Below are 23727 nucleotides of genomic sequence, written 5' to 3'. Positions count from 1 at the left end.
CATGTCTCCGTTCAGTTCGGCTTTCCACCTTCGTCGCATCGCGATCTCTGCCCTGCTGCTGGCGACTTGCGCCCTCGCAACCGGCTGCTCCTCGATCGACCGCCTGTCGCAGATCGGCGAGCAACCGAAATTGTCGGCGATCGACAATCCGACGACGCAGCCCGGCTACAAGCCGGTGCAGATGCCGATGCCGAAGCCGGAAGTCGCCTCCTACAATCCGAACTCGCTGTGGCGCAACGGCAGCCGCGCTTTCTTCAAGGACCAGCGCGCCCGCCAGGTCGGCGACCTCCTGACGGTGACCGTGAACATCACCGACAAGGCCAACCTCTCCAACGAGACCCAGCGCAGCCGCACCAACCAGGAAAACTCGGGCATCGACGATTTCATCGGCGCGAAGACCCTCGGCGTGCAGGCGCAGAAGGTGCTGCCCGGCCGCATCTTCGCCGCCGACTCGACGGCCTCCAGCGATGGCAAGGGCTCGGTCAACCGCCAGGAAGCGTTGCAGACCAACGTCGCCGCGGTAGTCACGCAAGTGCTGCCGAACGGCAACCTCGTGGTCGAGGGCAAGCAGGAAATCCGCGTCAACTACGAGATCCGCGAGCTCGTGGTCGCCGGCATCGTCCGCCCCGAAGACATCCAGAGCGACAACACCATCGACTCCACCAAAATCGCGCAGGCCCGCATCGCTTATGGCGGCCGCGGCCAGATCATGGACGTGCAACAGCCGCGCTACGGCCAGCAGGTCATGGACGTGCTGTTGCCCTTCTAAGCTTCTTTAAGAGCTCCCACATCGTGTTCGCGAACCTAGGCGCGAACGACGATGTACGACGCGGCCTCCGGTAGCTCCCCTGCCGGAGGCCGCATGTATTTTGGAGGTGGATGCTGGCGGGCTGTGAGTCAGGTCGCGCCATAGAAACGACGCCGCTGCCTCAAACACCGTTGCAATGACGAGCTTGGCCGGGTGCTATCTACTCTCCCCCCTGTCATCGTCCGCGAAGGCGGACGATCCAGTACTCCGAGGCCCTCGTTGCTAAATCGATGCGGCGCGGCGTACTGGACTCGCCGCCGTCGCGGGGAATGACAGCATAGAATGCCGTAGCCCCCTCACGTAAACTCCGCCTCCACCGTCCCCAATCCGTCCAGCTCCATGCGCACCTTGTCGCCGGCCTTCAGCCAGAGCGTCTTCACCAGGCTGCCGGTGAGCACGAGCTGTCCCGCATCAAGGCTCTTGCCTTCGGCCGCGAGATGGTTGGCGAGCCAGGCGAGTGCGTTGTGGGGATGACCGAGCACGTCGGCGCCGGTGCCTTGGCTCACCTCCTCGCCGTTGACGATGGCCCGCCCCTTCAACGCGTTCAGATCCGGCACCGACGAGCGCGGAACCAGGGGTCCCAGCACGCAGCCCGCGGCGAAGAAATCGTCGGCGATCAGCGTCGGCGCCCCCATCGTCTCCCACTTCACGTAGCGATCGTCGACGATCTCGATCGCGGGATGGTAGGCGTCGACGGCCTCGCCGACCCATTCGGCCGTGAACGGCGCCTCGCCGGCGGCAAGATCGCGCTTCAGCCGCACCGCGATCTCGCATTCGACGCCGACGCGGACATAGTTGGAGGCGGCGAGCTTGGCGCCGCTGTCATGGACGCCGTTCTGGAACACGCCGCCGCCGCAAGGGTGCGGGATACCGATGTAATCCTGCATCACCTGGCTGGTGCAACCGATCTTGTAGCCGACGAGCGGCCCGATATGAGGCAGCAGGAGATCGTGCAGCGCGCGCTGGACTTGATAGCCTTCGGCTTCGTCCGTAGGGGGGCGCTTCAGCGCCGCGAGCGGCGCATGGTTGCGGCGCGCCTGCGCGATCGCCTTTGCGGCTTCGAGAATCCTGTCCATCGGCGCCGCCTCCCACGCTACGCATTCGAGGGCGGCACTTCAGCATCCCCGCTCCGGCCTGACAAGCACGGCTGGCGGGCAGATTACGGCCTCGTGCCGGCGTTTAAGGAAATATTGATTTGGTCCAGGCTTCATGGGATGCACGCCCCATGGCGTCGCAGCAGGCCTGACCGCAGCGATGCTTGATGCAGCTCGATCAGCGCTTCAGCAAGCGAGTCGATCTCGTTGATGCGACTCGCAAAACCTCCCGCGCCTAAATTGAAAGCTGTTTCTCATCCGAACTCACGTGAGCTTGGAGGAACTGAGTCTAGCCCATTGAGCGCGATTCACTTTTCGCGATTGCGCAAGCGCGTTGAGGCGCGCGGCTTTCAAGCGCGAGGCAAAACGCCGACCACGACGCCAAACGGCGCGTTGCCTCCAAAAACAAAGAGCCGCAACTCTGCGGCTCGGGCTCTATTCGTCGCGATAGACCTTCTCGCGCTTCTCGTGGCGCTCCTGCGCCTCCACCGAGAGCGTCGCGATGGGCCGGGCCTCGAGCCGCTTCAACGAGATCGGCTCGCCGGTTTCCTCGCAATAGCCGTAGGTGTTGTCCTCGATGCGCTGAAGCGCGGCGTCGATCTTCGCGATCAACTTGCGCTGGCGGTCGCGGGCGCGGAGTTCGATGGCACGGTCGGTTTCAGACGAAGCCCGATCGGCGAGATCGGGGTGGTTCACGTTCTCCTCCTGCAGGGCTTGCAGGGTGAGCTTGGACTCTTTGAGGATCTCATCCTTCCAGGCGAGGAGCTTCAGACGAAAGTACTCCTTCTGCCGGTCGTTCATGAAAGGCTCTTTGTCGGTCGGACGGTAGTTTTTCAACTTTTCCAAAGGGCGGCCTATCTGTCTAAGCAACGACTCGCAAACGGAACGGGGTCCGTCGAGCGGGGCGTTATATAGCGGCCTCCTGTGACAGACAATATTTCCCTGCCGCCTCGGTCGCCGCCCCCAAGCCCTTGCACAGGAAAGGTTTATCCGCAAACGCTCGGGGGCGGCTGACGGCTCAGTAGCCGACCGTGAAACGCTGCCTCGGATGGGCCGGCCGCTCGATCTCGTCGGCGAGCGCAATGGCGTAGTCGGCGAAGGTGATCCAGCTCTTTCCGTTCGCATCTGCGAGAAGCTGGTCGGTCCCGAGCCGGAACTTGCCCGTCCGCTCGCCCTCGACGAACAGCGCCGACGGCGAGATGAAGGTCCAGTTCAGGTCCTTTTCCTGCCGCAACAGGTCCAGAAAGGCCCCGCCCTTTTCCGCCTCGGCCTTGTACTGGGCGGGAAAGTTGGAAGTCGTCACCAGTTTCACGCCCGGCGCCACTTCCAGGCTGCCGGCGCCACCGACAACGAGGTAGCGGCCAACCTTGGAGTCCTTCGCAGCGCCGATCAGCCTGGGGGGATCGCTGGCCAGGAAATGCACGGAACTCACGGCGACGTCGTGCCCAGCCCACAGCTTGGCAAGGCCGGCCTGATCGAGCACGTCGCCCTTGGTGGGCGTGACGTTCGGCAGGGCCGCGATCTTTTCGGGGTTGCGAGCAATGGCGGTGACGCTATGGCCGCGACGAGACAATTCCCTGGTGATTTCCGATCCGGCCCGGCCCGAGGCGCCGGCAACTGCGATTTTCATGGAGGCTCCTTTGCTTGGTTAGTAACTAGTGGCGACTAGATATCGCAAAGAATGCTGGTGTTAAGAGAGCACTTTGTGCTTACCTGATAACGCTGGAGTAACCGCCAAGCATATTCGCAAAGCACCAGGAAGGAATCCGAGGACTCGACGATGAAGCCAGACGTCTATGCAGCGAACTGTCCGACGCGCCAGATCCTCGATCGCGTCGGCGACAAATGGGCGGTGCTGATCCTCTTGCTGCTGCGCGAGCAGCCGATGCGTTTCAATCAGTTGCGCCGCACGATTGAAGGCATTTCACAGAAGATGCTGAGTCAGGTTCTCAAATCGCTCGAACGCGACGGCCTGATCAGGCGCCGCGCCATCGCGACGGTGCCTGTCACGGTGGAATATTCGATCACGCAGCTCGGGCTGACGCTGGCGGCGGCGGTCGATCCCCTGCGCGATTGGGCCGAGCAGAATCTGAAGGACGTGCTCGCCGCCCAGCGCCGCTACGACGCACAACAGAAACAACAGAAGGAGGAAGCGGCGGCCTAGGCGCTCTCGCAGGAGCGCGCTCTGCACCCCAACCTCTTTTGCTAGAGTGTTACGACGACCGATTGAATCCGCCCAGTACGCCGCGGCTTCTTGAATCAACAACGTCTATCTCTGGAATACTGGATCGCCCGCTTCGCAGGCGATGATAGCCTGCCTGACTTACGCCCGGCCGGCTTTCGCCAGTTCGACCTCCACCCGCAGCTCGATCTCTGAGAGTACGGAATCCAGTCCGGGATCGCCCGAAGACGATTTCAGGTTCGCCGCCGCGTCGCGCAGCCGCATCACGGTCGAGGCGTCGAGATTGCCGGACAGGAGCCCCATCTTGAGATCGTCGAGCACGTCGAGCGCAGTCTTGCCGCGCGCGACCGAGCGCTTGCGGCGCGCGACCGGATCTTCTTCGACGCCTTGCAGTGCGAGCAACGCATCGATGTTGGCGGCGGCTTTCGGCGCGGCAGCGCTGCGCGTCTCCTGCGCCAACGAGGTGTCGGGCAGGACGAAGGTGCCGGAACCCGTCCGCCGGGCCTGACTGGCCGGCGTTCCAAGCGTGGTGCCGTTCGGTCCGTAGATGCGCATCGCAGCAATCCGGGTGATCGATGCCTCACCTTCGCCGCTTTATGGTTAACGGCGCGTAAACGGCTCGGCAAAATCTGCCGACAGACGGCAGTTTCGCACCTGAAGGCGAACGCCGGCTGACACCGGTCGGAACAGATTTATTCAACCTATTCAGCCACCTACCCTGCTGCCCTCGCTTGGCACGGCGCTCGCAAGGAAAGCGCCGGACCAGCTCGTCATGGGAGTGTCGCAGACGGTCCTTTGATTTGAGGAGCCCTTTTTAGGGGACCTTTGGGGAGCAGAGGATGCCAGGCGTTCGTTGGGTGAGGATTGTTGGGGTGGCCTGTGCCGCGCTGTCGGCGCTGGCGCTCTCGGTCACGCCTGCAAGCGCGACGTCGCGCATCAAGGACCTCGCCAATATCGAGGGCGTGCGGCAGAACCAGCTCATCGGCTACGGCCTCGTCGTCGGCCTCAACGGCACCGGCGACACGCTCAACAACATCCCCTTCACCAAGCAATCGCTGCAGGCGATGCTCGAGCGCATGGGCGTCAACATCCGCGGCGCCACCATCCGCACCGGCAACGTCGCCGCTGTGATGGTGACGGGCAATTTGCCGGCGTTCGCCACCCAGGGCACGCGCATGGACGTCACCGTCTCCGCGCTCGGGGACGCCAAGAACCTCCAGGGTGGCACCCTGCTTGTCACCCCCCTGCTCGGCGCCGACGGCAACGTCTATGCGGTTGCGCAGGGCTCGCTCGCGATCTCCGGCTTCCAGGCCGAGGGCGAAGCGGCGAAAATCGTGCGCGGCGTGCCGACCGTCGGGCGCATTGCCAACGGCGCCATCATCGAGCGAGAGATCGAGTTCGCGCTCAATCGCCTGCCGAACGTCCGCCTGGCGCTGCGCAATGCCGACTTCACCACCGCCAAACGCATCGCGGCCGCCGTCAATGACTATCTCGGCGTCAAGACCGCCGAGCCGATCGACCCCTCGACGGTGCAGCTGTCGATCCCGCCGGAGTTCAAGGGCAACGTCGTCGCCTTTCTCACCGAGATCGAGCAGCTCCAGGTCGATCCCGATCTCGCCGCCAAGATCGTCATCGACGAGCGCAGCGGGATCATTGTGATGGGCCGCGACGTCCGCGTCGCCACGGTGGCGGTGGCGCAGGGCAACCTCACCGTGACGATCTCCGAGAGCCCCCAAGTGAGCCAGCCCAACCCGTTGTCGCGCGGGCGGACCGTGGTTGCGCCGCGCAGCAGCGTCACCGTCACCGAGGACGGGAAAAAACTGGCCGTCGTCAAGGACGGCGTATCGCTCCAGCAGCTCGTCGACGGCCTCAACGGCCTCGGCATCGGTCCCCGCGACATGATCAGCATCCTCCAGGCGATCAAGGCCGCCGGCGCGATCGAAGCCGACATCGAGGTGATGTGATGCAGATCGGCGCAATCAACACCCCGCGCGTCGCCAACGCTTCGGCCTTCTCGGTCGAGAGCCGCAACGGCCGGCCGGATTTCGAGCTCGCGAGTGCCTTGCAAAAGGTCTCGCCGCAACAGCAGGCCAAGGCGCAGAAGACCGCCACCGATTTCGAGGCGATGTTCCTCAACAGCATGTTCTCGCAAATGACCTCCGGCCTGAAGGGCGAAGGCCCATTCGGCGACACGCCTGGAACCGGGGTGTGGCGCTCGATGCTGACGGAGCAATATTCGAAGAACTTCGCCAGGGCCGGCGGCGTCGGCGTCGCCACCGAAGTCTACCGCACCCTGATCATGCAGCAGGCGAAAACGATCCGCACGGCATAAGGTCAACCGAGATGAACCATTCCCACGCCTCACGTCAGCCAGTGCAAGCGCAGCGCCCGAGCCCCGCGCATGGCAGCGCCGAGGCACGCAAGATCGGCGAGAACCTGATGGATGCAATGAGCGCCCTGCTCGGACTGATCGAGCGCGAGACCGAGCTCGTCCGCGCCGGCAACGTCCGCGAGGCGATGACGCTCGAGGGCAAGAAGCAAGAGTTGTCGCGCAACTATGTTGGCGCTGTCAGCCAGCTGAAAGCGAACCAGGCCCAGCTCGCCAAATCCGCGCCCGAGTTGCTCTCGACGTTGCACCGCCACCACGATGCGTTCCGCGCCATGCTTCAGGTCAACCTCACCGTGCTCGCCACCGCACACGCGGTGTCCGAGAGCGTTGTGCGCGGCGTCAATGCCGAGATCCAGAAGCGCAACGTGCCGAACACCTATACGGCTGCGGGTCGTCGCGCGGCCCCCGGCCCGCGCCACATCACGCCGCTCGCGGTCAGCCGCTCGCTCTGAGCGCCCGCAAGAACAAGAGACAATTTTACGAAAAAGCGCGCGGCGATGTCGTCGCGCGGTTAGGCACGTTTGCTTACCCGGTCTTCAGTCCTGGTGTTCCATGCTTGCGCAATGAGAGGGGTTGGGATTTGACTCAATACTAGGCAACCAGGAGGCTGCCAATGAGTACAGATTTCAGCATCAGGCCGGTGGGGATCCCGGCCCCCGTGCAGATCGTACCGACGTCCAACGCGGCGGCGAACGAGGCTGTGCAAACTGATCTTCCGGTGCGGCAGACGGTCGCCGCCAGCGATACGGGCGCGCCCGTGCGCAATGATCCGCCAAACCACGAGAACGTCTCGCGCCAGGTCGTGTTCGACCAGGCGGCCGCATCCTTCGTCTTCCAGGTCGTCAACGACAAGACCGATGCGGTGGTCAACCAGTTCCCCGATGAAGCGATGCTGCGCCGGCGGGCCTATTTCCATGCGCTGGATCTGAAGTCCGAACCCTCGCGCCCGCTCAGCACCGACCGCAGCGCCTGACGATCAAGCGTCGAGCGGCGTAACGGCAATATCGAAATAAGATCTGGCTTGCCACATCTGTCGGCGTGACCTTGGCCCGCACTCGACAGATTGCTCGACTGACGCAGGCGGCTTGCTGTCACGGCCTTCCGGACAGACCAGCTGCGATATTGCGGTTGATCTCGATCAGCGGACGGAAGTGATCGAACTGCGGGCTCATCTGCAGCGCGGCGGTCTGGCTCAGCACGAACACGCTGATGTTGGCGATCTTCTGCCGGACGTCGATCGGCTGCGGATTGTTGTCGCGCATCGCCTCGCTCAAGAAGATGGTCCAGAGCTTGCGGTTGAACATCAGGGCCTGCATGGTCTGCTCGCTAAGCGGATCGGCGTTGTTCACCGCATCCTGAAGCTTGTTCGCGGCCTTGAGCAGGGTTTGCGCCTCGATGTCGCGAGGAGATGCAGTGGTCGTTGCAACACGCGCGTAGGCCGAGGCAGCGGAATTCGACATCAATCACACCCTGGAGGTTACCTAGCGCGTTGAACACGCTTAAGGATTTCTTTTCCGACCCTAGGCAGCACCGCTTAAGATTTTGCTTACGTGACGAGTGGAAGGACTCCGGATTATTACGGTCGCGGAGTCCTTCGTCACCGCAAGGCTAGATGCGCGCACGCATGCTGTAAACACGCCTCGCACGACGCGCATCAATCTCGGCTAATCCTGCCTTAGCGATCTCCATAAAAAAGGCGGAGCGTGAGCCCCGCCGTGAAATCTTGAATGGCGATCTTGCACCGTGAATTAGCGGAGCAGCTGGAGCACGCTCTGCTGCGACTGGTTGGCCAGCGATAGCGCGGAGACTGCGATCGACTGCCGGGTCGACAGCGCCTGGCTGTTGGCCGCTTCCTCGTTGGTATCGGCGAGCGTCAGGTTCGACGAGCCGGTCTGGAGCACGTTGATCAGGTTTTTGGAGAAGTCCTGACGCACCTGCACGATCGAGAGGTTCGAGCCGAGAGCAGAGCCTTCCGAGCGTAGCGTGCTCGAGGCCGCATTGAGGCTCGCGAGCACCCTGTTGGTGGCGCCGTTGTCGATGAAATCGACGCCGTTGACGAGATTGGACAGGCCGAGGCCCGCCGCGTTGAACACGACGCCATTGATGCCGAGCGTCGAGCTGCCGGTCTCATTGAAGATCAGCTTCAGCGTGTCGCCGTTGAGCAGGTTGACGCCGTTGAAGGAGGCGTCCTGCGACGTCGTGTCGATCTGGGCCAGGATGTTGTTGAACTGGTTGACGAGGTTCGAGCGCGCCGTCTGCGCGACCGGATCCTGGATCGGCGGCTGGGCCGTCGTAAAGGCAACCGTACCGGTGATCGTACCACCGACGACGCCGCCGGCCGTCACCGAGCCGAGCGTCGAAGACGCGTATTCGTTCACGGTGGTGATCGTGAGCACGCCGTTGGCGTCGATTGTCGCCGTGAGGTGATTCGCCTGAAGCTGCGAGTTCAGCTGATCGAGTGTCTTGACGGTGCCGTTGGTGCCGTCGCCGAAGGTGACGTTGACCGCCGTGCCGCCGTTGAAGGAGGTAAACGTCAGGGTCTTGCCCGAGATGCTGCCTACTCCCGGCGCGCGTCCCGCGGTGAAGGCCGTGCCGGTGCCCGTGGGACCGGTCAGACCGAACGAGGACAGCGCGTTGCCGGTTCCAGTGATCGACAGATCCGCCGTGGTGCCGGTGCTGAGCTTGAGAGCGCCATTCACGACCGAGGACAGCGACGAACCGCTCGCCGCAACCACGGCGCCGCCGCTGACGATGCCGGCCCCCGAAGCCAGATCGATCGCGTTCAACGAATCCTGAACGTTTCCGCCCTGGAGATACACGACGGAGTTGCCGTTGTTGTCCGTCACGATGTTGCCGATCTTGGTGAAGCCTGTCGGCGCGGCAGCAGGAGCGGCCGCATTCTTGAACGTGACCGTCTTGCCATCCACATTGAGCGTGGAGCCGTCCTGAACGAGAGTGCCGAGCGTCGCCGAAGTCGTCAGGCGCGCCTTGGTCACATTGACATTGCCGGACCCGGTCGCGGTCGTCAGACCGAGTGCCTTGAGGAAGTCGGCCTTGCCGGTGATGCTGAGGTCGGCGCCGGTACCAGTGGTGAGGGTGAGAACACCAGAGGTGATGGAGGCGTTGGCGCCGGACGAGCTCGACAGCGTCGCGGTGCCGCCCGTGATGGCAGCCTTTTGCACGCCACTTGCAAGGTCGATCGCATCCATCACGTCCTGGACGGTTGCGGCCGGAGCGGCGTTTGTCCCGAGATAGACAGTCGAGTTGCCATTGCCGTCGGTGACGACGTTGTTGTTCTTGCCGGACCCGGCAGGAACGTTGGCCACCGCGGGCGCAGCGCCGGCCCTGAATGTGATGGTCTTGCCGTCCACGACGAGCACATCACCATCCGACGGAGCACCGTTCGCCGCGATAGTGCTCGCGCTGGGCGTGCCGAGCAGCGTCAGACCCGCAGCAAGGCTGGCGGCGGTGCCGGCACCATCAGGAGCAGCCGAACCGACCAGCGACTGCGAGATGCCGCCGAGCGTGGTCGTGGTGGTCGCCGGTGTCGTGCCGCCAGCGGTACCGTTGGTGACCACATTGCCGGTTGCCGTTGCGTATGTATAGCTCGTGGTGCCGCGCAGATCAGCCGGCGTCGCGCCAGGGATCGTGGTCGAGATGTTCGACTTGGTCGAGTAGCCGACTGTGGTCTGGAGCGCCTGGTTGGCGATCGACTTGGCGCTGTCGATCAGCTTTTGCAGCGAGGTGATGCCGGTGTTGGCGGCCTGCAGCACCTGCACACCGTTGTTGATGCCGTCGAGGAGATTGCTGATGTCGCTCGCCCGGTTGTCCAACCCCTGCGCGGTAAAGAAGTTGGTCGGGTTGTCGAGCGCGGTGTTGACCTTTTTCCCGGTCGAAAGGCGCTGCTGCGTCGTGGACAGCAGGTCGGCCGTCGACTGCAGCGACAACAGGTTCTGGCGAACCGACGCCGAGAGAACGATGTTGGACATTGGCGGGTCTTCCTTTTGAACCGGATACGAATCGTGGCTCGCCGATCTGGAAAGCGGGCTTTTGTCCAGTTTTAGGGGCTGTCCTTTAAAGTAAGGTTAACGCCGGTTTAAGGGACAAGGTTAATGCCGGGTTAGCGCCCCTCCCGGCTCGGAGCACGGGTTCGATCGAGCCCTTGCACGAACGAAAAAAGCGGCGGGGCCGAAGCCCCGCCGCCGGTTTTAGTTCCGTGATTTCAGTCGCTTATTAGCGAAGCAGCTGGAGCACGCTCTGCTGCGACTGGTTGGCGAGCGACAGCGCCGAGACTGCGATCGACTGGCGGGTCGACAGCGCCTGGCTGTTGGCCGCTTCCTCGTTGGTATCGGCCAGCGTCAGGTTGGACGAGCCGGTCTGGAGCACGTTGATCAGGTTCTTGTTGAAGTCCTGACGCACCTGCACGACCGAGAGGTTCGAACCGAGCGTCGAGGCTTCCGAACGCAGCGTGCTCGAGGCTGCGTTCAGCTTGGCCAGGACCCTGTTGGTCGCGGAGTTGTCGATGAAATCGACACCCTGCACCAGGCCAGCCAAACCCAGACCCTTCGAGTTGAAGGTCACGCCGGTGATGTTCAGGCTCGATTTACCGGTCTCGTCGAACACCAGCTTGAGTTGATCGCCGTTCAAGAGGTTCACGCCGTTGAAGGAGGAGTCCACCGACGTCGTGTCGATCTGCGACATGATGTTGTTGTACTGGGCAACCAGGTTCGAGCGGGTGGCCTGGGCAACTGCGTCGACGATCGGGGTCGTCGCGTTCGTCCAAGTCAAGGCTGTCGTGATCGTGCCGCCGATCGCACCGCCCGCGATGACGGATCCGATCGTCGAGGACGCATAGTCGTTGGTCGCAGACACAGTGAGCAAGCCGTTGGCATCGATCGTGGCCGTCAGGTTGTTGGCCTGAAGCTGCGTGTTGAGCTGATCGAGCGTCTTGACCGTGCCGCCGGTACCATCACCGAACGTGACGTTGACCGCCGTGCCGCCATTGAAGGAGGAGAAGGTCAAGGTCTTGCCCGAGATGCCACCCGACGCCGCGGCGCGGCTCGCCGCGAAGGCAGTGCCGGTGCCGGTGGAGCCAGTCAGGCCGAGCGCGGACAATGCGTTGCCCGAACCTGTGATCGACAGGTCCGCGTTCGCACCGGTCGAGAGGTTGAGCGCACCGGCCACGATCGACGAGTTCTTGGCGCCTGCGGTCGTCTGCAGAGCACCGGAAGCACCCGCCGTCTTGACGGTCTGCACACCGGTCGCGAGATCGATGGCATTCAGAATGTCGTTGACGTTGCCGGCCTGAAGGTAAACGGTCGAGTTGCCGTTTCCATCCGTGACCAAATTGCCGACCTGGGTGGAACCCGTTGCGACGGTGGTGGGCGTCTTCGCGTTCGAGAACGTGATCGTCTTACCGTCCACGTTCAGCGTCGATCCGTCCTGGATCAGGGTCCCGAGCGTGGTCGAAGCGGTCGAACGCGCCTGGGTGACGGTGACCTGGCCGCTGCCGGCCGCGCCCGTCAGGCCGAGGGCCTTCAGAAGGTCGGACCGGCCGGTGATGCTGAGGTCAGCGCCGGTACCCGTGTTCAGGGTAACCTTGCCGGCGGCGATGCTGTTAGCAGTGCCGCCGCCGCTCAGGGTAGCAGCGCCACTGGCGATCGAGACCGTCTGAGCTCCGCTGGCAATGTCGATGGCATTCAGCAGGTCCTGCGCAGTACCCGTCGCAGCCGTAGCGCCAAGATAGACGGTCGAGTTACCGTTACCGTCCGTGAGGACATTGCCGACGGTGCCGGATCCCGACGGGATATTCGTCCCGGTCGGAACGTCCGCGGCCTTGAAAGTGATCGTGTGGCCATCGACGGTCAGCGTTTCGCCATCGGTAGGTGCCGCGTTGGCAGCGATGGTCGTCGCACCGGCGGTACCGGCCAGCTTCAAGGCGCCGCTGAAGGCGGTCGTACCGTCGCCGGCAACTGCAGCCGAGCCGGTCAGCGCAGCCGAGACACCGCCGAGCGTCGTCGTTCCGCTCGCAACGGTCGCGCCGCCGGCAGCGCCGGAGAACAGCACGTTGGAGAGCGCGGTCGTGCTGGTGTAGGTCGTGGTGCCGCGCAGGTCGGACGAGGTCGCACCCGCGATCGTGGTCGAGACGTTGGACTTGGTCGAATAGCCGACCGTGGTCTGCAGCGCCTGGTTGGCGATCGACTTCGCGGAGTCCAGCAGCTTCTGCAGCGAGGTGATGCCGGTGTTGGCGGCCTGCAGCACCTGCACGCCGTTGGCGATGCCATCGAGCAGGTTGTTGATGTCGCTGGCGCGGTTGTCGAGCGACTGGGCGGTGAAGAAGTTGGTGGGGTTGTCGAGCGCCGAGTTCACCTTCTTGCCGGTCGACAAACGCGACTGGGTGGTGGCGAGGAGGTCGGCGGTGGACTGGAGAGAGAGCAGGTTCTGACGAACCGACGCAGAGAGAACAATACCGGACATAACTCTTACCCTTCTGGTTTACGCGTCTTCGTTCGATCGCTTCGGATCGAGTGACACGCGAAGGGTGCGTCGACATGGCTAACAAAGAGTGAAACGCAATCACGAACCGCGAGCGCCGGTTCACCATAAGGCGGCAGGAGCGCGTCGGCACAGGTGCCGATGGGCCTGAAACTACTCGCCTTTTCCTGGCGTTTGCTTCCGGTTAACCATAACCGGCGGTTACTTTCGGGAGCGGCCTGGTAGCCTCTCGATCGCCGGCGGCAAAACGGCGGGACCGAAGCCCCGCCGCCATGACTTGATTGCGATGTCAGCCGCTATTAGCGGAGCAGCTGGAGCACGCTCTGCTGCGACTGGTTGGCCAGCGACAGCGCCGACACCGCGATCGACTGGCGGGTCGACAGCGCCTGGCTGTTGGCCGCTTCCTCGTTGGTGTCGGCCAGCGTCAGGTTCGACGAACCGGTCTGCAGCACGTTGATCAGGTTCTTGTTGAAGTCCTGACGCACCTGCACGACGGAGAGGTTCGAACCCAGCGTCGAGGCTTCCGAACGCAGCGTGCTCGAGGCCGTGTTCAGCTTGGTCAGCACCTTGTTGGTCGCGGCGTTGTCGATGAAGTCGGTGCCCTGCACCAGACCAGCCAGACCCAGACCCTTCGAGTTGAAGGTCACGCCGGTGATGCTCAGGTTGGACTTGCCGGTTTCGTCGAACACCAGCTTGAGCTGGTCGCCGTTGAGCAGGTTGACACCATTGAACGACGCGTCCAGCGAGGTCGTGTCGATCTGCGACATGATGTTGTTGTACTGGGACACTAGGTTGGTACGGGTGGCCTGGGCAACAGCATCAGCAACAGGCGCGGTCGCGTTCGACCAAGTCAGGGTCGAAGTGATCGTGCCGCCGATCGTGCCACCAGCGGCGGCCGATCCGATCGTCGAGGACGCATAGTCGTTGGTGGCCGATACCGTGAGCAGGCCGTTGGCATCGATCGTGGCCGTCAGGTTGTTGGCCTGAAGCTGCGTGTTGAGCTGATCGAGCGTCTTGACCGTGCCGCCGGTGCCGTCGCCGAAGGTGACGTTGACCGCCGTGCCGCCGTTGAAGGAGGAGAAGGTCAAGGTCTTGCCCGAGATGCCACCCGACGCCGCGGACCGGCTCGCCGTGAAGGCGGTGCCGGTGCCGGTGGAGCCAGTCAGGCCGAGCGCCGACAGCGCATTCTTGGTGCCGGTGATCGACAGGTCCGCGTTCGCTCCAGTCGAGAGGTTGAGCGCACCGGCCACGATCGACGAGTTCTTGGCGCCTGCGGTCGTCTGCAGGGCACCGGAAGCACCCGCCGTCTTGACGGTCTGCACACCGGTCGCGAGATCGATGGCATTCAGAACGTCGTTGATGTTGCCGGCCTGAAGGTAAACGGTCGAGTTGCCGTTGCCATCCGTGACCAAATTGCCGACCTGGGTGGAACCCGTTGCGACGGTGGTGGGCGTCTTCGCGTTCGAGAACGTGATCGTCTTACCGTCCACGTTCAGCGTCGATCCGTCCTGAATCAGGGTCCCGAGCGTGCTCGTAGCGGTCGAACGCGCCTGGGTGACGGTGACCTGGCCGCTGCCGGCCGCGCCCGTCAGACCGAGGGCCTTCAGAAGGTCGGACCGGCCGGTGATGCTGAGGTCAGCGCCGGTACCCGTGTTCAGGGTAACCTTGCCGGCCGCGATGCTGTTAGCAGTTGCGCCGCCGCTCAGGGTAGCAGCGCCACTGGCGATCGAGACCGTCTGAGCTCCGCTGGCAATGTCGATGGCATTCAGCAGGTCCTGCGCAGTACCCGTCGCACCCGTCGCGCCAAGATAGACGGTCGAGTTACCGTTACCGTCCGTGAGGACATTGCCGACGGTGCCGGATCCCGACGGGATGTTCGTCCCGGTCGGAACGTCCGCGGCCTTGAAAGTGATCGTGTGGCCATCGACGGTCAGCGTTTCGCCATCGGTAGGTGCCGCGTTGGCAGCGATGGTCGTCGCACCGGCGGTACCGGCCAGCTTCAAGGCGCCGCTGAAGGCGGTCGTACCGTCGCCGGCCACTGCAGCCGAGCCGGTCAGCGCAGCCGAGGTACCGCCGAGCGTCGTCGTTCCGCCCGCAACAGTCGCGCCGCCGGCAGCGCCGGAGAACAGCACGTTGGAGAGCGCGGTCGTGCTGGTGTAGGTCGTGGTGCCGCGCAGGTCGGACGAGGTCGCACCCGCGATCGTGGTCGAGACGTTGGATTTGGTCGAATAGCCGACCGTGGTCTGCAGCGCCTGGTTGGCGATCGACTTCGCGGAGTCCAGCAGCTTCTGCAGCGAGGTGATACCGGTGTTGGCGGCCTGCAGCACCTGCACGCCGTTGGCGATGCCATCGAGCAGGTTGTTGATGTCGCTGGCGCGGTTGTCGAGCGACTGTGCGGTGAAGAAGTTGGTGGGGTTGTCGAGCGCCGAGTTCACCTTCTTGCCGGTCGAGAGACGCGACTGGGTGGTGGCGAGCAGATCAGCGGTGGACTGGAGGGAGAGCAGGTTCTGGCGAACCGAGGAGGAGAGAACGATACCGGACATACTGTTACCTTTCTGGTAGCTACGCGTCCTGTCTGACCGAGATTGATCAAACGACCGGCGGACGGTGCCTCCGAGCCTCTAACAATCCGTGAAGTGAAACCTCGGGTTTGTCCGCGTCGCGCGCAAAATGTCCTCGGGCGAACTTTCGAACCTCTCCCTTGTCATCGCGCACAGTATTGACATCATTCGGCTTTTTAGCGCAGAGGTCGGTGTTTACGATCCGTTAACCACATTCGGCAAGGATTGGACCCAAATCAGAGCCGGCAGCCGCCCTGACTGGGCGCGCGCGCCACTCGGTTACAAAAGCGTTGATGGAGAACAGGCATGGCCCTCAAGGTCGAGCTCAGACCGCACGAACGCATCATCGTCGGTAACTGCGTGATTACCAACACCGACCAGCGCGCCCGCCTCCTGATCGACGGCGACAACGTGCCGATCCTGCGCGAGCGCGACATCCTCACGCCGGAGACGGCAAACACGCCCGCCAAGCTGGTCTATCTGGCGGTCCAGCTCATGTACATCTCGCCGGATCCGCAGACCCAGCACGGCACGTATTTCAACCTCGTCCGCGACATCGTCACCGCGGTGCCGAGCGCCTGGCCGATCATCGAGGGCATCAACAACAACATCATGAGCGGCGATCTCTATCGGGCACTGAAGGAAGCCCGCAAGCTGATCGCCTACGAAGACAAGCTGCGTGAGCAGTTCGAGGCCACCCATCCCAAGGACGAGGTCAAGGGCGATGTCAGCTCGGCCGCCTGAGCGCTTCGCAACATCTGAAGCAAAAACGCCCCGGACCAGGTCCGGGGCGTTTTGTTTTGAAGGTTCCTGATGCTACTGCGCCGTGAGCGGCGGCGCCTCCACCTCGATCACGCCGCCACTGCGCCGAGCGCCGAACTCCAGCACGGCCGCGACCAGCGCATCGATGTCCCTCTCATCGGTGCGGTGATTGACGATCGCGGCACGGATCGCAAACCTGCCATCAAGCGTCGTGCTCGACGGTGCCGCGACGCCCGACTCCTGGATGTCGGCGACGATCTCGCGATTGACCGCGTCATCGGCGCGATAGCGGAAGCAGACGATGTTGAGATTGACCGGCGCCAGCAATTCCAGCCGCGGCTCGGCCAGGATGCGCGCCTCCAAATATTTTGCGAGCGCGCAGCTTCGCGCGATCACCGCACCGAGCCGATCGGTGCCGAACGTCTTCAGAGTGAACCAGGTCTTCAGCGCACGGAAGCCGCGCGACAGATCAGGTCCGAGATCGCAGGGCCAGACCGCACCCGCCGCAAGTCCCCTCGCCTCCCGGCGCAGATAGGCCGCGGGCTGCGCAAACGCCTGCCGATGCTGCTCGCCGTCGCGCACCAGCAGGAAGCCGGCGTCATAAGGCACTTGTCCCCATTTGTGGAAGTCGAGCGCAATGGAATCCGCGAGCTCGATGCCGCCAAGCAGCGGTGCGAGCTCGGGTGACATGATCGCGAGCGCTCCGAAAGCACCGTCAACGTGAAACCAGATCCCCTCCTCGCGGCACAGCTCCGCGACGGCCTTGAGATCGTCGATCGCGCCGACATCGACCGCGCCCGCCGATGCGACCACCAGGAACGGCTTGAATCCGACTTCGCGATCAACAGCGATCTGCGCGCGCAGCGCGGCAACATCGATGCGATGATCGGCATCGACACCGATCTTGCGTAGCGCGTCCGTACCGAGCCCGGCAATGTCCATCGCCCGCGGGATGCAGCCATGTGCGGCGTGCGACGTATAGGCCGTGAGCAGCGCGCCGTCATTGCCGATACCATGCTGGCGCGCGAGCGCGCCGAGCGCGTTCGTACGTGCCACTAGCACCGCCATCAGATTGGCCATCGACGTGCCCGTGACGAAGATGCCGCTCGCGTCGTCCGGAAACGCGAACAGGCGGCGCATCCACGCGACGATCTGGCGCTCAACCTCGATCGGCATGTGGTCGCGTCCGCCAAGATTGGCATTGAGGCCGGCTGCGAGCATCTCCGCGAGCATGCCGACCGCCGTGCCACCACCATGGACCCAGCCCATGAAGCCCGGATGGACGTTGCCGGTCGCATAGGGCGCGACATGCTCGGCAAAATCGCGATAGACATCGGGGAGGCCGCTCGCCTGGCGCGGCACGTCGGCCTTGAATGCCGCGCGGACCTCGTCGGGGATCGGCTGCCAGACCGGACGCGCCCGAATGTTGGCGACGCCGTCGATCGCCTCGTCCAGCATGCGATGGGCCAGCGCGCGAAACTCGCTCCAGTCCTGCGGATCGAGTGATGTGTGGGTGACCGAGCCGGGCGTGTTGCGGATGATCTCGTTCATGCTGCGCTCTCCTTGCCCGCGCATGCATGCCGCGACAGCATCGCCGTGAACGCCGCAAATATCTTGCGCATCTGCGGCGGCTTGTAGGGAAACACGACCGGCGAATCCATGTTGTGCACGACGGCGGTGTTGTCGGCTTCGAAGACCAGGAGCTCACGGTCCTGGTTCTCGGCGCAATCGACGATGAAATAGTCGAGCCCGACGCGTCTGCTCATCTCCTCGAGCGCGCTCCTGTGGCGCACCGCGAAGGTGTGGTCGAAGTCGAGCATGAAGATGGCCTCCTCGGCCCGCTTCTCCTCGCTGAATGCCATGTAGGCGTTGAGATACCAGATGTCCCAGCGATCGGCGATCGCCATGTGGCAAGCGTAAGGCTTGCCGTCGATCATGGCGAGGCGATATTTGCGATAGAGCCCGTCGGGGCTGACATAGTCGACGAAGCGTGCGACGAAGAAGTCCTCCTCCTGCCGTTCGCCGAGATAGGCCGATAGCGCCGCCGCATCAGCGAGCTTGGCGAGCCCGACGCCGGCATGCGAGCCGCGCGGTCGCGCGATCATCGGAAAGTGCAATTCTTCCGCGATGGAATTGCAGGCGATCCGCCCCAGCGCGAGCTCCGACAATTGCGCGCGCGTGGCGTGGAGGGTCGCGGGAATGTCGAGGCCGGGCACACCCGTCAGCAGCCGGTACAGCTTGTCGCGATCGAGGTTGCCGATGAGATCGGGGCGATTGAGCAGCGGCCGCGGCCAATGTGGCGCGGCCTTCTCGATCAGCGCGAGCGCGTCCCGGCATTCCTCGGAATCGGATGCAACCACGATGGCGACGTCGTGCTCGGGCAAGTTCTCCGGCAGACCGACGCCCTTGACCACATAGAGCGTCAACAGCTCGATGTCGGACCCTTCGAGCAGGAAGTCGATCGGCGTGTTGCCGCCCATGTCGATGTCGGCTGCAAGCGCGAGCACGCGCAAGCCCGGCTTCGGGGCAGCGCTGGGCGTACGAAACAACTGATGGAAGGTCAGCACCTCCGACTGGATCGCAAGCCCTGCCTCCTTGTCGCCAAGAAGCTGGACGATCAGCGACAGATCCAGGCCTTCGCCCGCCTGCGCCGTCCCCTCTCTGATCCGGACCACGAGCTGGTCGCGCAACGGCTGCAAATCGACACCTTCGAAAGCCTGGCGCGTCAGCTGCGCAAAGCCGATACGGTCGGCGTACGCGCCGGCGCTCATCCCGAAAGGCTCACGCCGCATGGGCCGCCGCCGCTGTGGGCGCCGGCGCGAATTGCGAGGCGATATCGCCGTGGAACACCGACGGTCCAACGTGATCGAGCGAACTCTGGATGTCGGCCCAGATCTCGCCGCCGATGTCGGTCCAGCGCTTGCAGAAGGCGAAGTCCTCGGACAGATACGTTCCGGTCGCTGGATCGATCATGCATTCGAACAGCGCGAACCGGTTCAGGCTCGCCGCCAGCGTATCGTGCGAATGCTCGCGGAAGAATTGCAAGTTGGCGTAGTCGGGGTGGCGGCACATCGCTTCCAGCACGTGGCGCCGGATCATCAGGAAGCCGGTGCCGGCATAGCGCACGCGGGTGAAGCCGTTAACAACCACGATGCGGTCGGGATCCTCGATCTCCAGCACATAGTCGAGCGCGGCCGCCGGCACGTCAGCGCGGCCGGCCTCAATCGCATGCTTCGCCTTGTCCCAGTTGACCCGCTTGATCGGATAGCAGCCGGCCACGACGTCGGCGCCGCATTCGATCAGCCGGAACACCTGCTCCGGCCTAAAGCCGATGTCGGCATCGATGAACAGGAAATGCGTCGCCATGGGATCGTCCAGGAACAGAGCGACCAGATTGGCCCGCGCGCGCGTGATCAGCGCGTCGCCGTCGCGGAAGTGCACCTTGAGCTCGAGATTGGAGATGCCGTGGACGGCGCGCTGGAGCGCGAAGATCGAGCTCGCATAGATGCTCGACACCTGCCCGCCGAAGCATGGCGTGGCCACCACCAGTTGCATCTTGTCCGACATCCCCAGCTCCGCCCCGCTCCAATCCTCACCAAAAGGTAAAGAGGCATGGTTAACGGCGCCTTAACGCGTCCTTACAGGAACTTGACGAGCGAGAGCTGCGCCAGGTTCGAGGTCACCTGGTAGGACGCCTGGAGCGCATTCTGCAGCGCCAGGATCTCGCTCGCGACCTGGTCCGGCGAGGCCGACTCCGCCTGGTCGATGATGCTCTGGAGCTGCGCCTTGGCCTGGGTCTGGCGCGTGGACGCATCCTTCATCGTGTTCTGGGCCATCGCGATGTCGGTCTGGATGTCCTCGATGCGCTGCTGCCCGGGCTGCTGGGTCAGCGCCTGCGTCACCCGCAGGCTCAGCGCGGAAACCTGCCCGCCCGAATATTGGCCGGTCGGCGAGGTCGAGAAAGTCCCGAACACCGCGATCGCCTGCAATTGCCGGCGGATCGCATCCTCATTCGCCTGGGCGCCATATTGCACCGTCACGGCATCGTCGACCCGCGCCATCGCGGTCGAGCGCGGCGAGCCCGGCCCGTCGTTTCCCAAGTACCATTTCACTGTACTGGCCGAGCCGTTCACCAGCGTGGTTGCCGAACTCGCCGGCGACGAGCCGACGCGCAGTGGCGGTTGCGTGGCGGTCACGGGCGTCGAATTGAAACCGAGCGAACTCAGCGCGCCCGTATTCGAGCTCGTGATGCCGAGGCTCGCCGCATCGTCGGTGTTGATCGTGATCGAGCCGCCATGGACGGTCGAGGGCTTCGACGTCCCCGTGATCTGGTCGATCCTGCTCAAGAGGGTCTGGATGCTATCGGTGACGTTGAGCTGGTTGCCGGTCGCGCCGGAAGCGACAAAGGTCAGCGTGGTGCCGTTGACGGTGATGGTGTCGCCGGCGACGAAGCCCGGCGAGATCGAGTCCGAGGGGCTCGCGCCGGACAGTGCCGTCGCGCCGGAGACAGGGGCCGGCGGCGTCGCCTGGTTATTGACGGGCGCGCCGATTGCAGAGCTCGCGCTGTTGAAGAAGTTGTCGCCGGCGACGACCGCGGATGCCGCCACCAGCGAGGTGTTGGCGAGCTTGGTGATCGCGGTGTTCAGCGCCGTGTTGAGGTTCGCGGCCGTGTTGTTCGGATTGACGGGGACGCTTGCATCGATCGCGAAGTTGCCGAGCGGGGTCGGCGTCGCCGTCGAGGCGGTCAGGTCGATCTGCTCGGTCGTGCCGTCCGGCAGGGTGAACTGGACGCTCAGCTTGTCGCCGTTGTTCGGGTTGACGCCGTTGAGATCGACCGAGAACGACACCGGCGAGCCGCTCGGGCCGGTGACGGTCGCACCGGTCAACGTCGAGGAGACCGACTTGATCTTGAGCCCGAACGGTGACCCGGCGGCGTCTTCCGCGACTTGCACCGAACTCGGCGTCGGCTGCGTCTGCACCAGACGGCCCATGCCGTTGGCGCCGAGGTCGGCGGCTTGGCGCTCCGCCATGACGGTCTTGAACCCCGCCAGCGTCGTGGTGCCGTTGATGATGTCGCCGGCATCGGCGACCGATTGGGTGTTGACGGCCGTTCCGGAGAACAGATAGCGGCTGCCGGTCTGCGTGTTGAGAACGCCGACCATTGAGCCGAACTGGGCGGCCGCGGTGTTCTGCGCGACCGTCTGGCCGTTGACGTTGAGATCCTGCGCGGTGGAGGCCGAGCCCGTCTGCACCGTGCTGCGGATCTTCGTCAGCGACTGCAGGGCGGTATTGGCGAGGTTGATGCTGACATTGACGTTGGTGATCGTGTCGGTATAGGCGGCGATGTTGGAGAGCTGCGCGCGCCCGGCGATCGCAAAACCCTCGTTGGTGCCCATGCCGGAATAGTTCTGCGACAGCTTGCCGGTCGAAAGCTGCGTCGACAGATCGGTGAGCTGCTGATTGATGTTGCGGATCTGCGAGCCCAGAACCGACGACGAGTAGTTGATGCTGCTGATCGACATGTTTCAGAGCCCTGTTACTTGTTACCCTTGAGCCTGGAGCAACGTGTTCATCATGCTCTGCACCACCGACATGACGTGGGCGTTGGCGGCATAGGCATTCTGAAGCTGGATCAGGTTCGACATCTCCGAGTCCAGGTTGACGCTGGAGGTCGAGTTGAACTTGGCCTGGAGCGTCGAGACCACGACGCTCTGGCCCTGCTGGAGCTGGGTCGCCTGGGTCGCGGCATTGGCCTGCACGCTCAGGAACTGCTGGAGGTAGTTCGAAACGCTGCCGGTGAAGGGCTGGCTCGCCGAGCCGAGCCCGCTCTGCGGCGAATAGGAGAACACGGCATTGGTGAGCTGGGAATAGAGATAGTCCGAACGCGTGGTGTCGCCCGCGGGCGTCACCGGCGAGGTGTTGTAGACCGACAGCCGGGTCGGATCGGAAACCAGCTGTGTGTTCACGGCGATGCGCCCGGCAAGGCCGGTCATCTGCGAACCCGACGCGGTGATCGCGCCGGTGTAGAGCGCCTGGCCGCCGTCGGTGAACAGCGGCAGTTGCGGGTTGCCCGAGGTCAGCGACGAGATCGTCTTGGTGGTCGAGGCCGAATTGACCTTGGCAAGGCCGGTGTTGTCGTCGGCTAGCCGCAGCGTCGTGGCCGTCGCCGGCGACGGGGCGGCGGCGAACGACAGATGCGTGCCTGATAGCGCGGTGTTGAGCGCAGAGGCGATCGCGCCCATGCCGCCGGCGAAGTTGATGCCGATCCGCATCGGGTTGGCATTCGTCGCGTTCTGCAGCGGCAACGCGGCCGGATCGGTCACGTTGACCAGCGTGATCTGGCGCTGCGTGTTGGTGGTCGTGTCCGTGTAGGCGATGTTGACGGTGTTGCCCGGCGCCGCACCGGCGAGGTCGAGATCGAATCCGGCCGGCGGACCGGAGACCGTGCTGCCGGCCGTGGTCTTGTCGGACAGCGCGCTCGACATCGTGGCGGCGAGCTGGTCGATCTGGTTCTGCGCCTGCACCAGCGTCTGGTCGCGCAGCTTCAGGTCAGCCGCGATCTGGCCGGAAGACACCACGTTGTTGGCGACGACGTCGACCTGCGAGCCATTCGGCAGCTTGATGTTGAACGCGCCGACGCCGGACTTGGCCGGATCGATGTTGTAGAGCGAGGTCGCCGACAGCGCGCCCGCGGACGCAAAGGAGAATTCCGAGGCGAGCCCGGCGCCGACGAGCTGAATCCCGGTCGTGGTGTAGATGTTGGCCTGGTTCGAGCCGTCCGTCGTGACGCGGACGTCGACATATTTCGACAGCGTGTTGATGGCCTGGTCGCGCTGATCCATCAGCGTCGCGGCGGAGGGATCGTTGGCCGACAGGCCCTGGAGCCTGGTGTTGATATCGGCGATCTGCCGCATCGCCGCGTTGGCGGCTTGCGCCGAAGTGCCGAGATCCTGCTCGACGTTGGAGCGCAGCGACTGGATGCCTTTGGTCGTGACGTTGAGCTGCTGTGCCAGCGCCTGGGCCGCGCCGAGGGCCACGGTCTGCGCCGACGACGCGCCCGAGCTTGTCGACAGCGCCTGCAGCGCCGTGGTGAAATTGTTCAGCGCAGTTTCGAGCGTGCCGGAATTGCCGGGCGTGCCATAGACATTCTGAAGCTGCTTCAGGATGTTGGCCATCTGGTCGGCGTAGCCGCTGCCGCCGGTCTCGGTCCGTAGCTGGTTCAGCACGTAGCTGTCGAGCTCGCGGCTGACACCGGTGGTCATCGCCGTCGAGCCGAAGTCGCCGGTGGTTACCTCGATCTGGTTCGGCGTCTGGACGACGTAACCCGGCGTCTGCGAATTTGCGACGTTCGAGGAGACGATCGAGAGCGCGGCCTGGTTGGCACGCAGACCGCTCATCGCACTGGCGAGGGCCGAACTCAAACCCATGTTACTAGC

At 64.0% G+C, this 23727-nt stretch carries 20 protein-coding genes; 7 read left to right on the top strand and 13 right to left on the bottom strand.

Annotated elements, in window-relative coordinates; genetic code table 11:
- The first annotated feature begins 1 nt into the window (after nt 1).
- Entirely contained in the window at nt 2–769 is a 768-nt protein-coding gene (flgH, locus tag IVA87_RS17590) for a flagellar basal body L-ring protein FlgH (protein ID WP_247334440.1), read from the top strand.
- Between the two features lie 335 nt (nt 770–1104).
- On the opposite strand, the gene IVA87_RS17585 is transcribed toward flgH, so the two are convergent.
- From IVA87_RS17585 to IVA87_RS17575, 3 genes are all read right to left on the bottom strand, one after another.
- On the bottom strand, nt 1105–1884 hold the full coding sequence (locus IVA87_RS17585) for a fumarylacetoacetate hydrolase family protein (protein ID WP_247334438.1): 780 nt from the start codon (nt 1882–1884) through the stop codon (nt 1105–1107).
- A 453-nt stretch (nt 1885–2337) separates the two neighbouring features.
- Entirely contained in the window at nt 2338–2703 is a 366-nt protein-coding gene (gene dksA, locus IVA87_RS17580; protein WP_085966600.1) for an RNA polymerase-binding protein DksA, read from the bottom strand.
- 217 nt (nt 2704–2920) lie between these two features.
- Nucleotides 2921–3532: an NAD(P)-dependent oxidoreductase gene (locus IVA87_RS17575; protein ID WP_247334436.1), complete on the bottom strand. Its 612-nt coding sequence runs from the start codon at nt 3530–3532 to the stop codon at nt 2921–2923.
- 150 nt (nt 3533–3682) lie between these two features.
- On the opposite strand from IVA87_RS17575, the gene IVA87_RS17570 reads away from it, so the two are divergent.
- Nucleotides 3683–4066 carry a helix-turn-helix domain-containing protein gene (locus tag IVA87_RS17570; protein WP_247334434.1) on the top strand — a complete coding sequence of 128 codons (384 nt, stop codon included), beginning with the start codon at nt 3683–3685 and terminating at the stop codon, nt 4064–4066.
- Between the two features lie 159 nt (nt 4067–4225).
- Here the strand turns inward: IVA87_RS17570 and IVA87_RS17565 are convergent, their stop codons facing one another.
- Nucleotides 4226–4639, bottom strand: a complete 414-nt coding sequence (locus tag IVA87_RS17565) for a flagellar assembly protein FliX (protein ID WP_247334431.1) — start codon at nt 4637–4639, stop codon at nt 4226–4228.
- 284 nt (nt 4640–4923) lie between these two features.
- On the opposite strand from IVA87_RS17565, the gene IVA87_RS17560 reads away from it, so the two are divergent.
- The 4 genes from IVA87_RS17560 (at nt 4924) to IVA87_RS17545 (ending at nt 7446) form a co-directional block, all read left to right on the top strand.
- Nucleotides 4924–6048, top strand: coding sequence for a flagellar basal body P-ring protein FlgI (locus IVA87_RS17560; RefSeq protein ID WP_247278668.1), 1125 nt, complete (start codon nt 4924–4926; stop codon nt 6046–6048).
- Nucleotides 6048–6416 (top strand): flagellar assembly peptidoglycan hydrolase FlgJ, encoded by a 369-nt coding sequence (gene flgJ, locus IVA87_RS17555; RefSeq protein WP_247334427.1) that lies wholly within the window; start codon nt 6048–6050, stop codon nt 6414–6416. Before IVA87_RS17560 ends, flgJ begins: the two co-directional genes overlap by 1 nt.
- An 11-nt stretch (nt 6417–6427) precedes the next feature.
- Nucleotides 6428–6925, top strand: a complete 498-nt coding sequence (locus IVA87_RS17550; protein ID WP_247334425.1) for a hypothetical protein — start codon at nt 6428–6430, stop codon at nt 6923–6925.
- A gap of 161 nt (nt 6926–7086) precedes the next feature.
- A complete protein-coding gene (locus IVA87_RS17545; protein ID WP_247334423.1) occupies nt 7087–7446 on the top strand; it encodes a hypothetical protein in 360 nt (119 codons plus the stop codon).
- Between the two features lie 118 nt (nt 7447–7564).
- Here IVA87_RS17545 and flaF read toward each other — a convergent pair whose 3' ends face one another.
- From flaF to IVA87_RS17525, 4 genes are all read right to left on the bottom strand, one after another.
- Nucleotides 7565–7933: a flagellar biosynthesis regulator FlaF gene (flaF, locus tag IVA87_RS17540; RefSeq protein WP_008554779.1), complete on the bottom strand. Its 369-nt coding sequence runs from the start codon at nt 7931–7933 to the stop codon at nt 7565–7567.
- A gap of 288 nt (nt 7934–8221) precedes the next feature.
- The gene (locus tag IVA87_RS17535) at nt 8222–10462 is read right to left on the bottom strand and encodes a DUF1522 domain-containing protein (RefSeq protein WP_247334421.1); all 2241 of its coding nucleotides are present in this window, start codon (nt 10460–10462) and stop codon (nt 8222–8224) included.
- A 244-nt stretch (nt 10463–10706) separates the two neighbouring features.
- On the bottom strand, nt 10707–12950 hold the full coding sequence (locus IVA87_RS17530; RefSeq protein ID WP_247334420.1) for a DUF1522 domain-containing protein: 2244 nt from the start codon (nt 12948–12950) through the stop codon (nt 10707–10709).
- A gap of 317 nt (nt 12951–13267) precedes the next feature.
- Nucleotides 13268–15511: a DUF1522 domain-containing protein gene (locus IVA87_RS17525; RefSeq protein WP_247334419.1), complete on the bottom strand. Its 2244-nt coding sequence runs from the start codon at nt 15509–15511 to the stop codon at nt 13268–13270.
- A gap of 324 nt (nt 15512–15835) precedes the next feature.
- Between IVA87_RS17525 and flbT the strand changes: the two genes are divergently transcribed.
- Complete coding sequence (gene flbT, locus IVA87_RS17520) at nt 15836–16273, top strand: flagellar biosynthesis repressor FlbT (RefSeq protein ID WP_247334418.1); 438 nt, start codon at nt 15836–15838, stop codon at nt 16271–16273.
- 72 nt (nt 16274–16345) lie between these two features.
- Here flbT and IVA87_RS17515 read toward each other — a convergent pair whose 3' ends face one another.
- From IVA87_RS17515 to flgK, 5 genes are all read right to left on the bottom strand, one after another.
- The gene (locus tag IVA87_RS17515; protein ID WP_247334417.1) at nt 16346–17842 is read right to left on the bottom strand and encodes an aspartate aminotransferase family protein; all 1497 of its coding nucleotides are present in this window, start codon (nt 17840–17842) and stop codon (nt 16346–16348) included.
- Nucleotides 17839–19062 (bottom strand): hypothetical protein, encoded by a 1224-nt coding sequence (locus tag IVA87_RS17510; RefSeq protein WP_247334416.1) that lies wholly within the window; start codon nt 19060–19062, stop codon nt 17839–17841. Before IVA87_RS17510 ends, IVA87_RS17515 begins: the two co-directional genes overlap by 4 nt.
- Before the next feature lie 10 nt (nt 19063–19072).
- Complete coding sequence (locus tag IVA87_RS17505; protein ID WP_247334415.1) at nt 19073–19858, bottom strand: hypothetical protein; 786 nt, start codon at nt 19856–19858, stop codon at nt 19073–19075.
- Nucleotides 19859–19929: 71 nt separating this feature from the next.
- Nucleotides 19930–21813, bottom strand: a complete 1884-nt coding sequence (locus tag IVA87_RS17500; protein WP_247334414.1) for a flagellar protein — start codon at nt 21811–21813, stop codon at nt 19930–19932.
- A 21-nt stretch (nt 21814–21834) separates the two neighbouring features.
- On the bottom strand, nt 21835–23718 hold the full coding sequence (flgK, locus tag IVA87_RS17495) for a flagellar hook-associated protein FlgK (RefSeq protein WP_247334412.1): 1884 nt from the start codon (nt 23716–23718) through the stop codon (nt 21835–21837).
- Between the last annotated feature and the right edge of the window lie 9 nt (nt 23719–23727).

This window comes from Bradyrhizobium sp. 147 (assembly GCF_023073935.1).
Classification (GTDB): Bacteria; Pseudomonadota; Alphaproteobacteria; order Rhizobiales; family Xanthobacteraceae; genus Bradyrhizobium.
This window is presented reverse-complemented; position numbering and strand designations above follow the sequence as displayed.

Excerpts from the sequence above, each read along its gene's own strand:
- IVA87_RS17550 (WP_247334425.1), top strand. The coding sequence starts at position 6,428 with ATGAACCATTCCCACGCCTCACGTCAGCCAGTGCAAGCGCAGCGCCCG.
- IVA87_RS17560 (WP_247278668.1), top strand. The coding sequence starts at position 4,924 with ATGCCAGGCGTTCGTTGGGTGAGGATTGTTGGGGTGGCCTGTGCCGCG.
- IVA87_RS17525 (WP_247334419.1), bottom strand. The coding sequence starts at position 15,511 with ATGTCCGGTATCGTTCTCTCCTCCTCGGTTCGCCAGAACCTGCTCTCC.
- IVA87_RS17575 (WP_247334436.1), bottom strand. The coding sequence starts at position 3,532 with ATGAAAATCGCAGTTGCCGGCGCCTCGGGCCGGGCCGGATCGGAAATC.
- flgK (WP_247334412.1), bottom strand. The coding sequence starts at position 23,718 with ATGGGTTTGAGTTCGGCCCTCGCCAGTGCGATGAGCGGTCTGCGTGCC.
- IVA87_RS17510 (WP_247334416.1), bottom strand. The coding sequence starts at position 19,062 with ATGAGCGCCGGCGCGTACGCCGACCGTATCGGCTTTGCGCAGCTGACG.
- IVA87_RS17585 (WP_247334438.1), bottom strand. The coding sequence starts at position 1,884 with ATGGACAGGATTCTCGAAGCCGCAAAGGCGATCGCGCAGGCGCGCCGC.
- IVA87_RS17530 (WP_247334420.1), bottom strand. The coding sequence starts at position 12,950 with ATGTCCGGTATTGTTCTCTCTGCGTCGGTTCGTCAGAACCTGCTCTCT.
- IVA87_RS17505 (WP_247334415.1), bottom strand. The coding sequence starts at position 19,858 with ATGTCGGACAAGATGCAACTGGTGGTGGCCACGCCATGCTTCGGCGGG.
- IVA87_RS17500 (WP_247334414.1), bottom strand. The coding sequence starts at position 21,813 with ATGTCGATCAGCAGCATCAACTACTCGTCGTCGGTTCTGGGCTCGCAG.
- IVA87_RS17570 (WP_247334434.1), top strand. The coding sequence starts at position 3,683 with ATGAAGCCAGACGTCTATGCAGCGAACTGTCCGACGCGCCAGATCCTC.
- flaF (WP_008554779.1), bottom strand. The coding sequence starts at position 7,933 with ATGTCGAATTCCGCTGCCTCGGCCTACGCGCGTGTTGCAACGACCACT.
- IVA87_RS17515 (WP_247334417.1), bottom strand. The coding sequence starts at position 17,842 with ATGAACGAGATCATCCGCAACACGCCCGGCTCGGTCACCCACACATCA.
- IVA87_RS17545 (WP_247334423.1), top strand. The coding sequence starts at position 7,087 with ATGAGTACAGATTTCAGCATCAGGCCGGTGGGGATCCCGGCCCCCGTG.
- dksA (WP_085966600.1), bottom strand. The coding sequence starts at position 2,703 with ATGAACGACCGGCAGAAGGAGTACTTTCGTCTGAAGCTCCTCGCCTGG.
- flgH (WP_247334440.1), top strand. The coding sequence starts at position 2 with ATGTCTCCGTTCAGTTCGGCTTTCCACCTTCGTCGCATCGCGATCTCT.
- IVA87_RS17565 (WP_247334431.1), bottom strand. The coding sequence starts at position 4,639 with ATGCGCATCTACGGACCGAACGGCACCACGCTTGGAACGCCGGCCAGT.
- IVA87_RS17535 (WP_247334421.1), bottom strand. The coding sequence starts at position 10,462 with ATGTCCAACATCGTTCTCTCGGCGTCGGTTCGCCAGAACCTGTTGTCG.
- flbT (WP_247334418.1), top strand. The coding sequence starts at position 15,836 with ATGGCCCTCAAGGTCGAGCTCAGACCGCACGAACGCATCATCGTCGGT.
- flgJ (WP_247334427.1), top strand. The coding sequence starts at position 6,048 with ATGCAGATCGGCGCAATCAACACCCCGCGCGTCGCCAACGCTTCGGCC.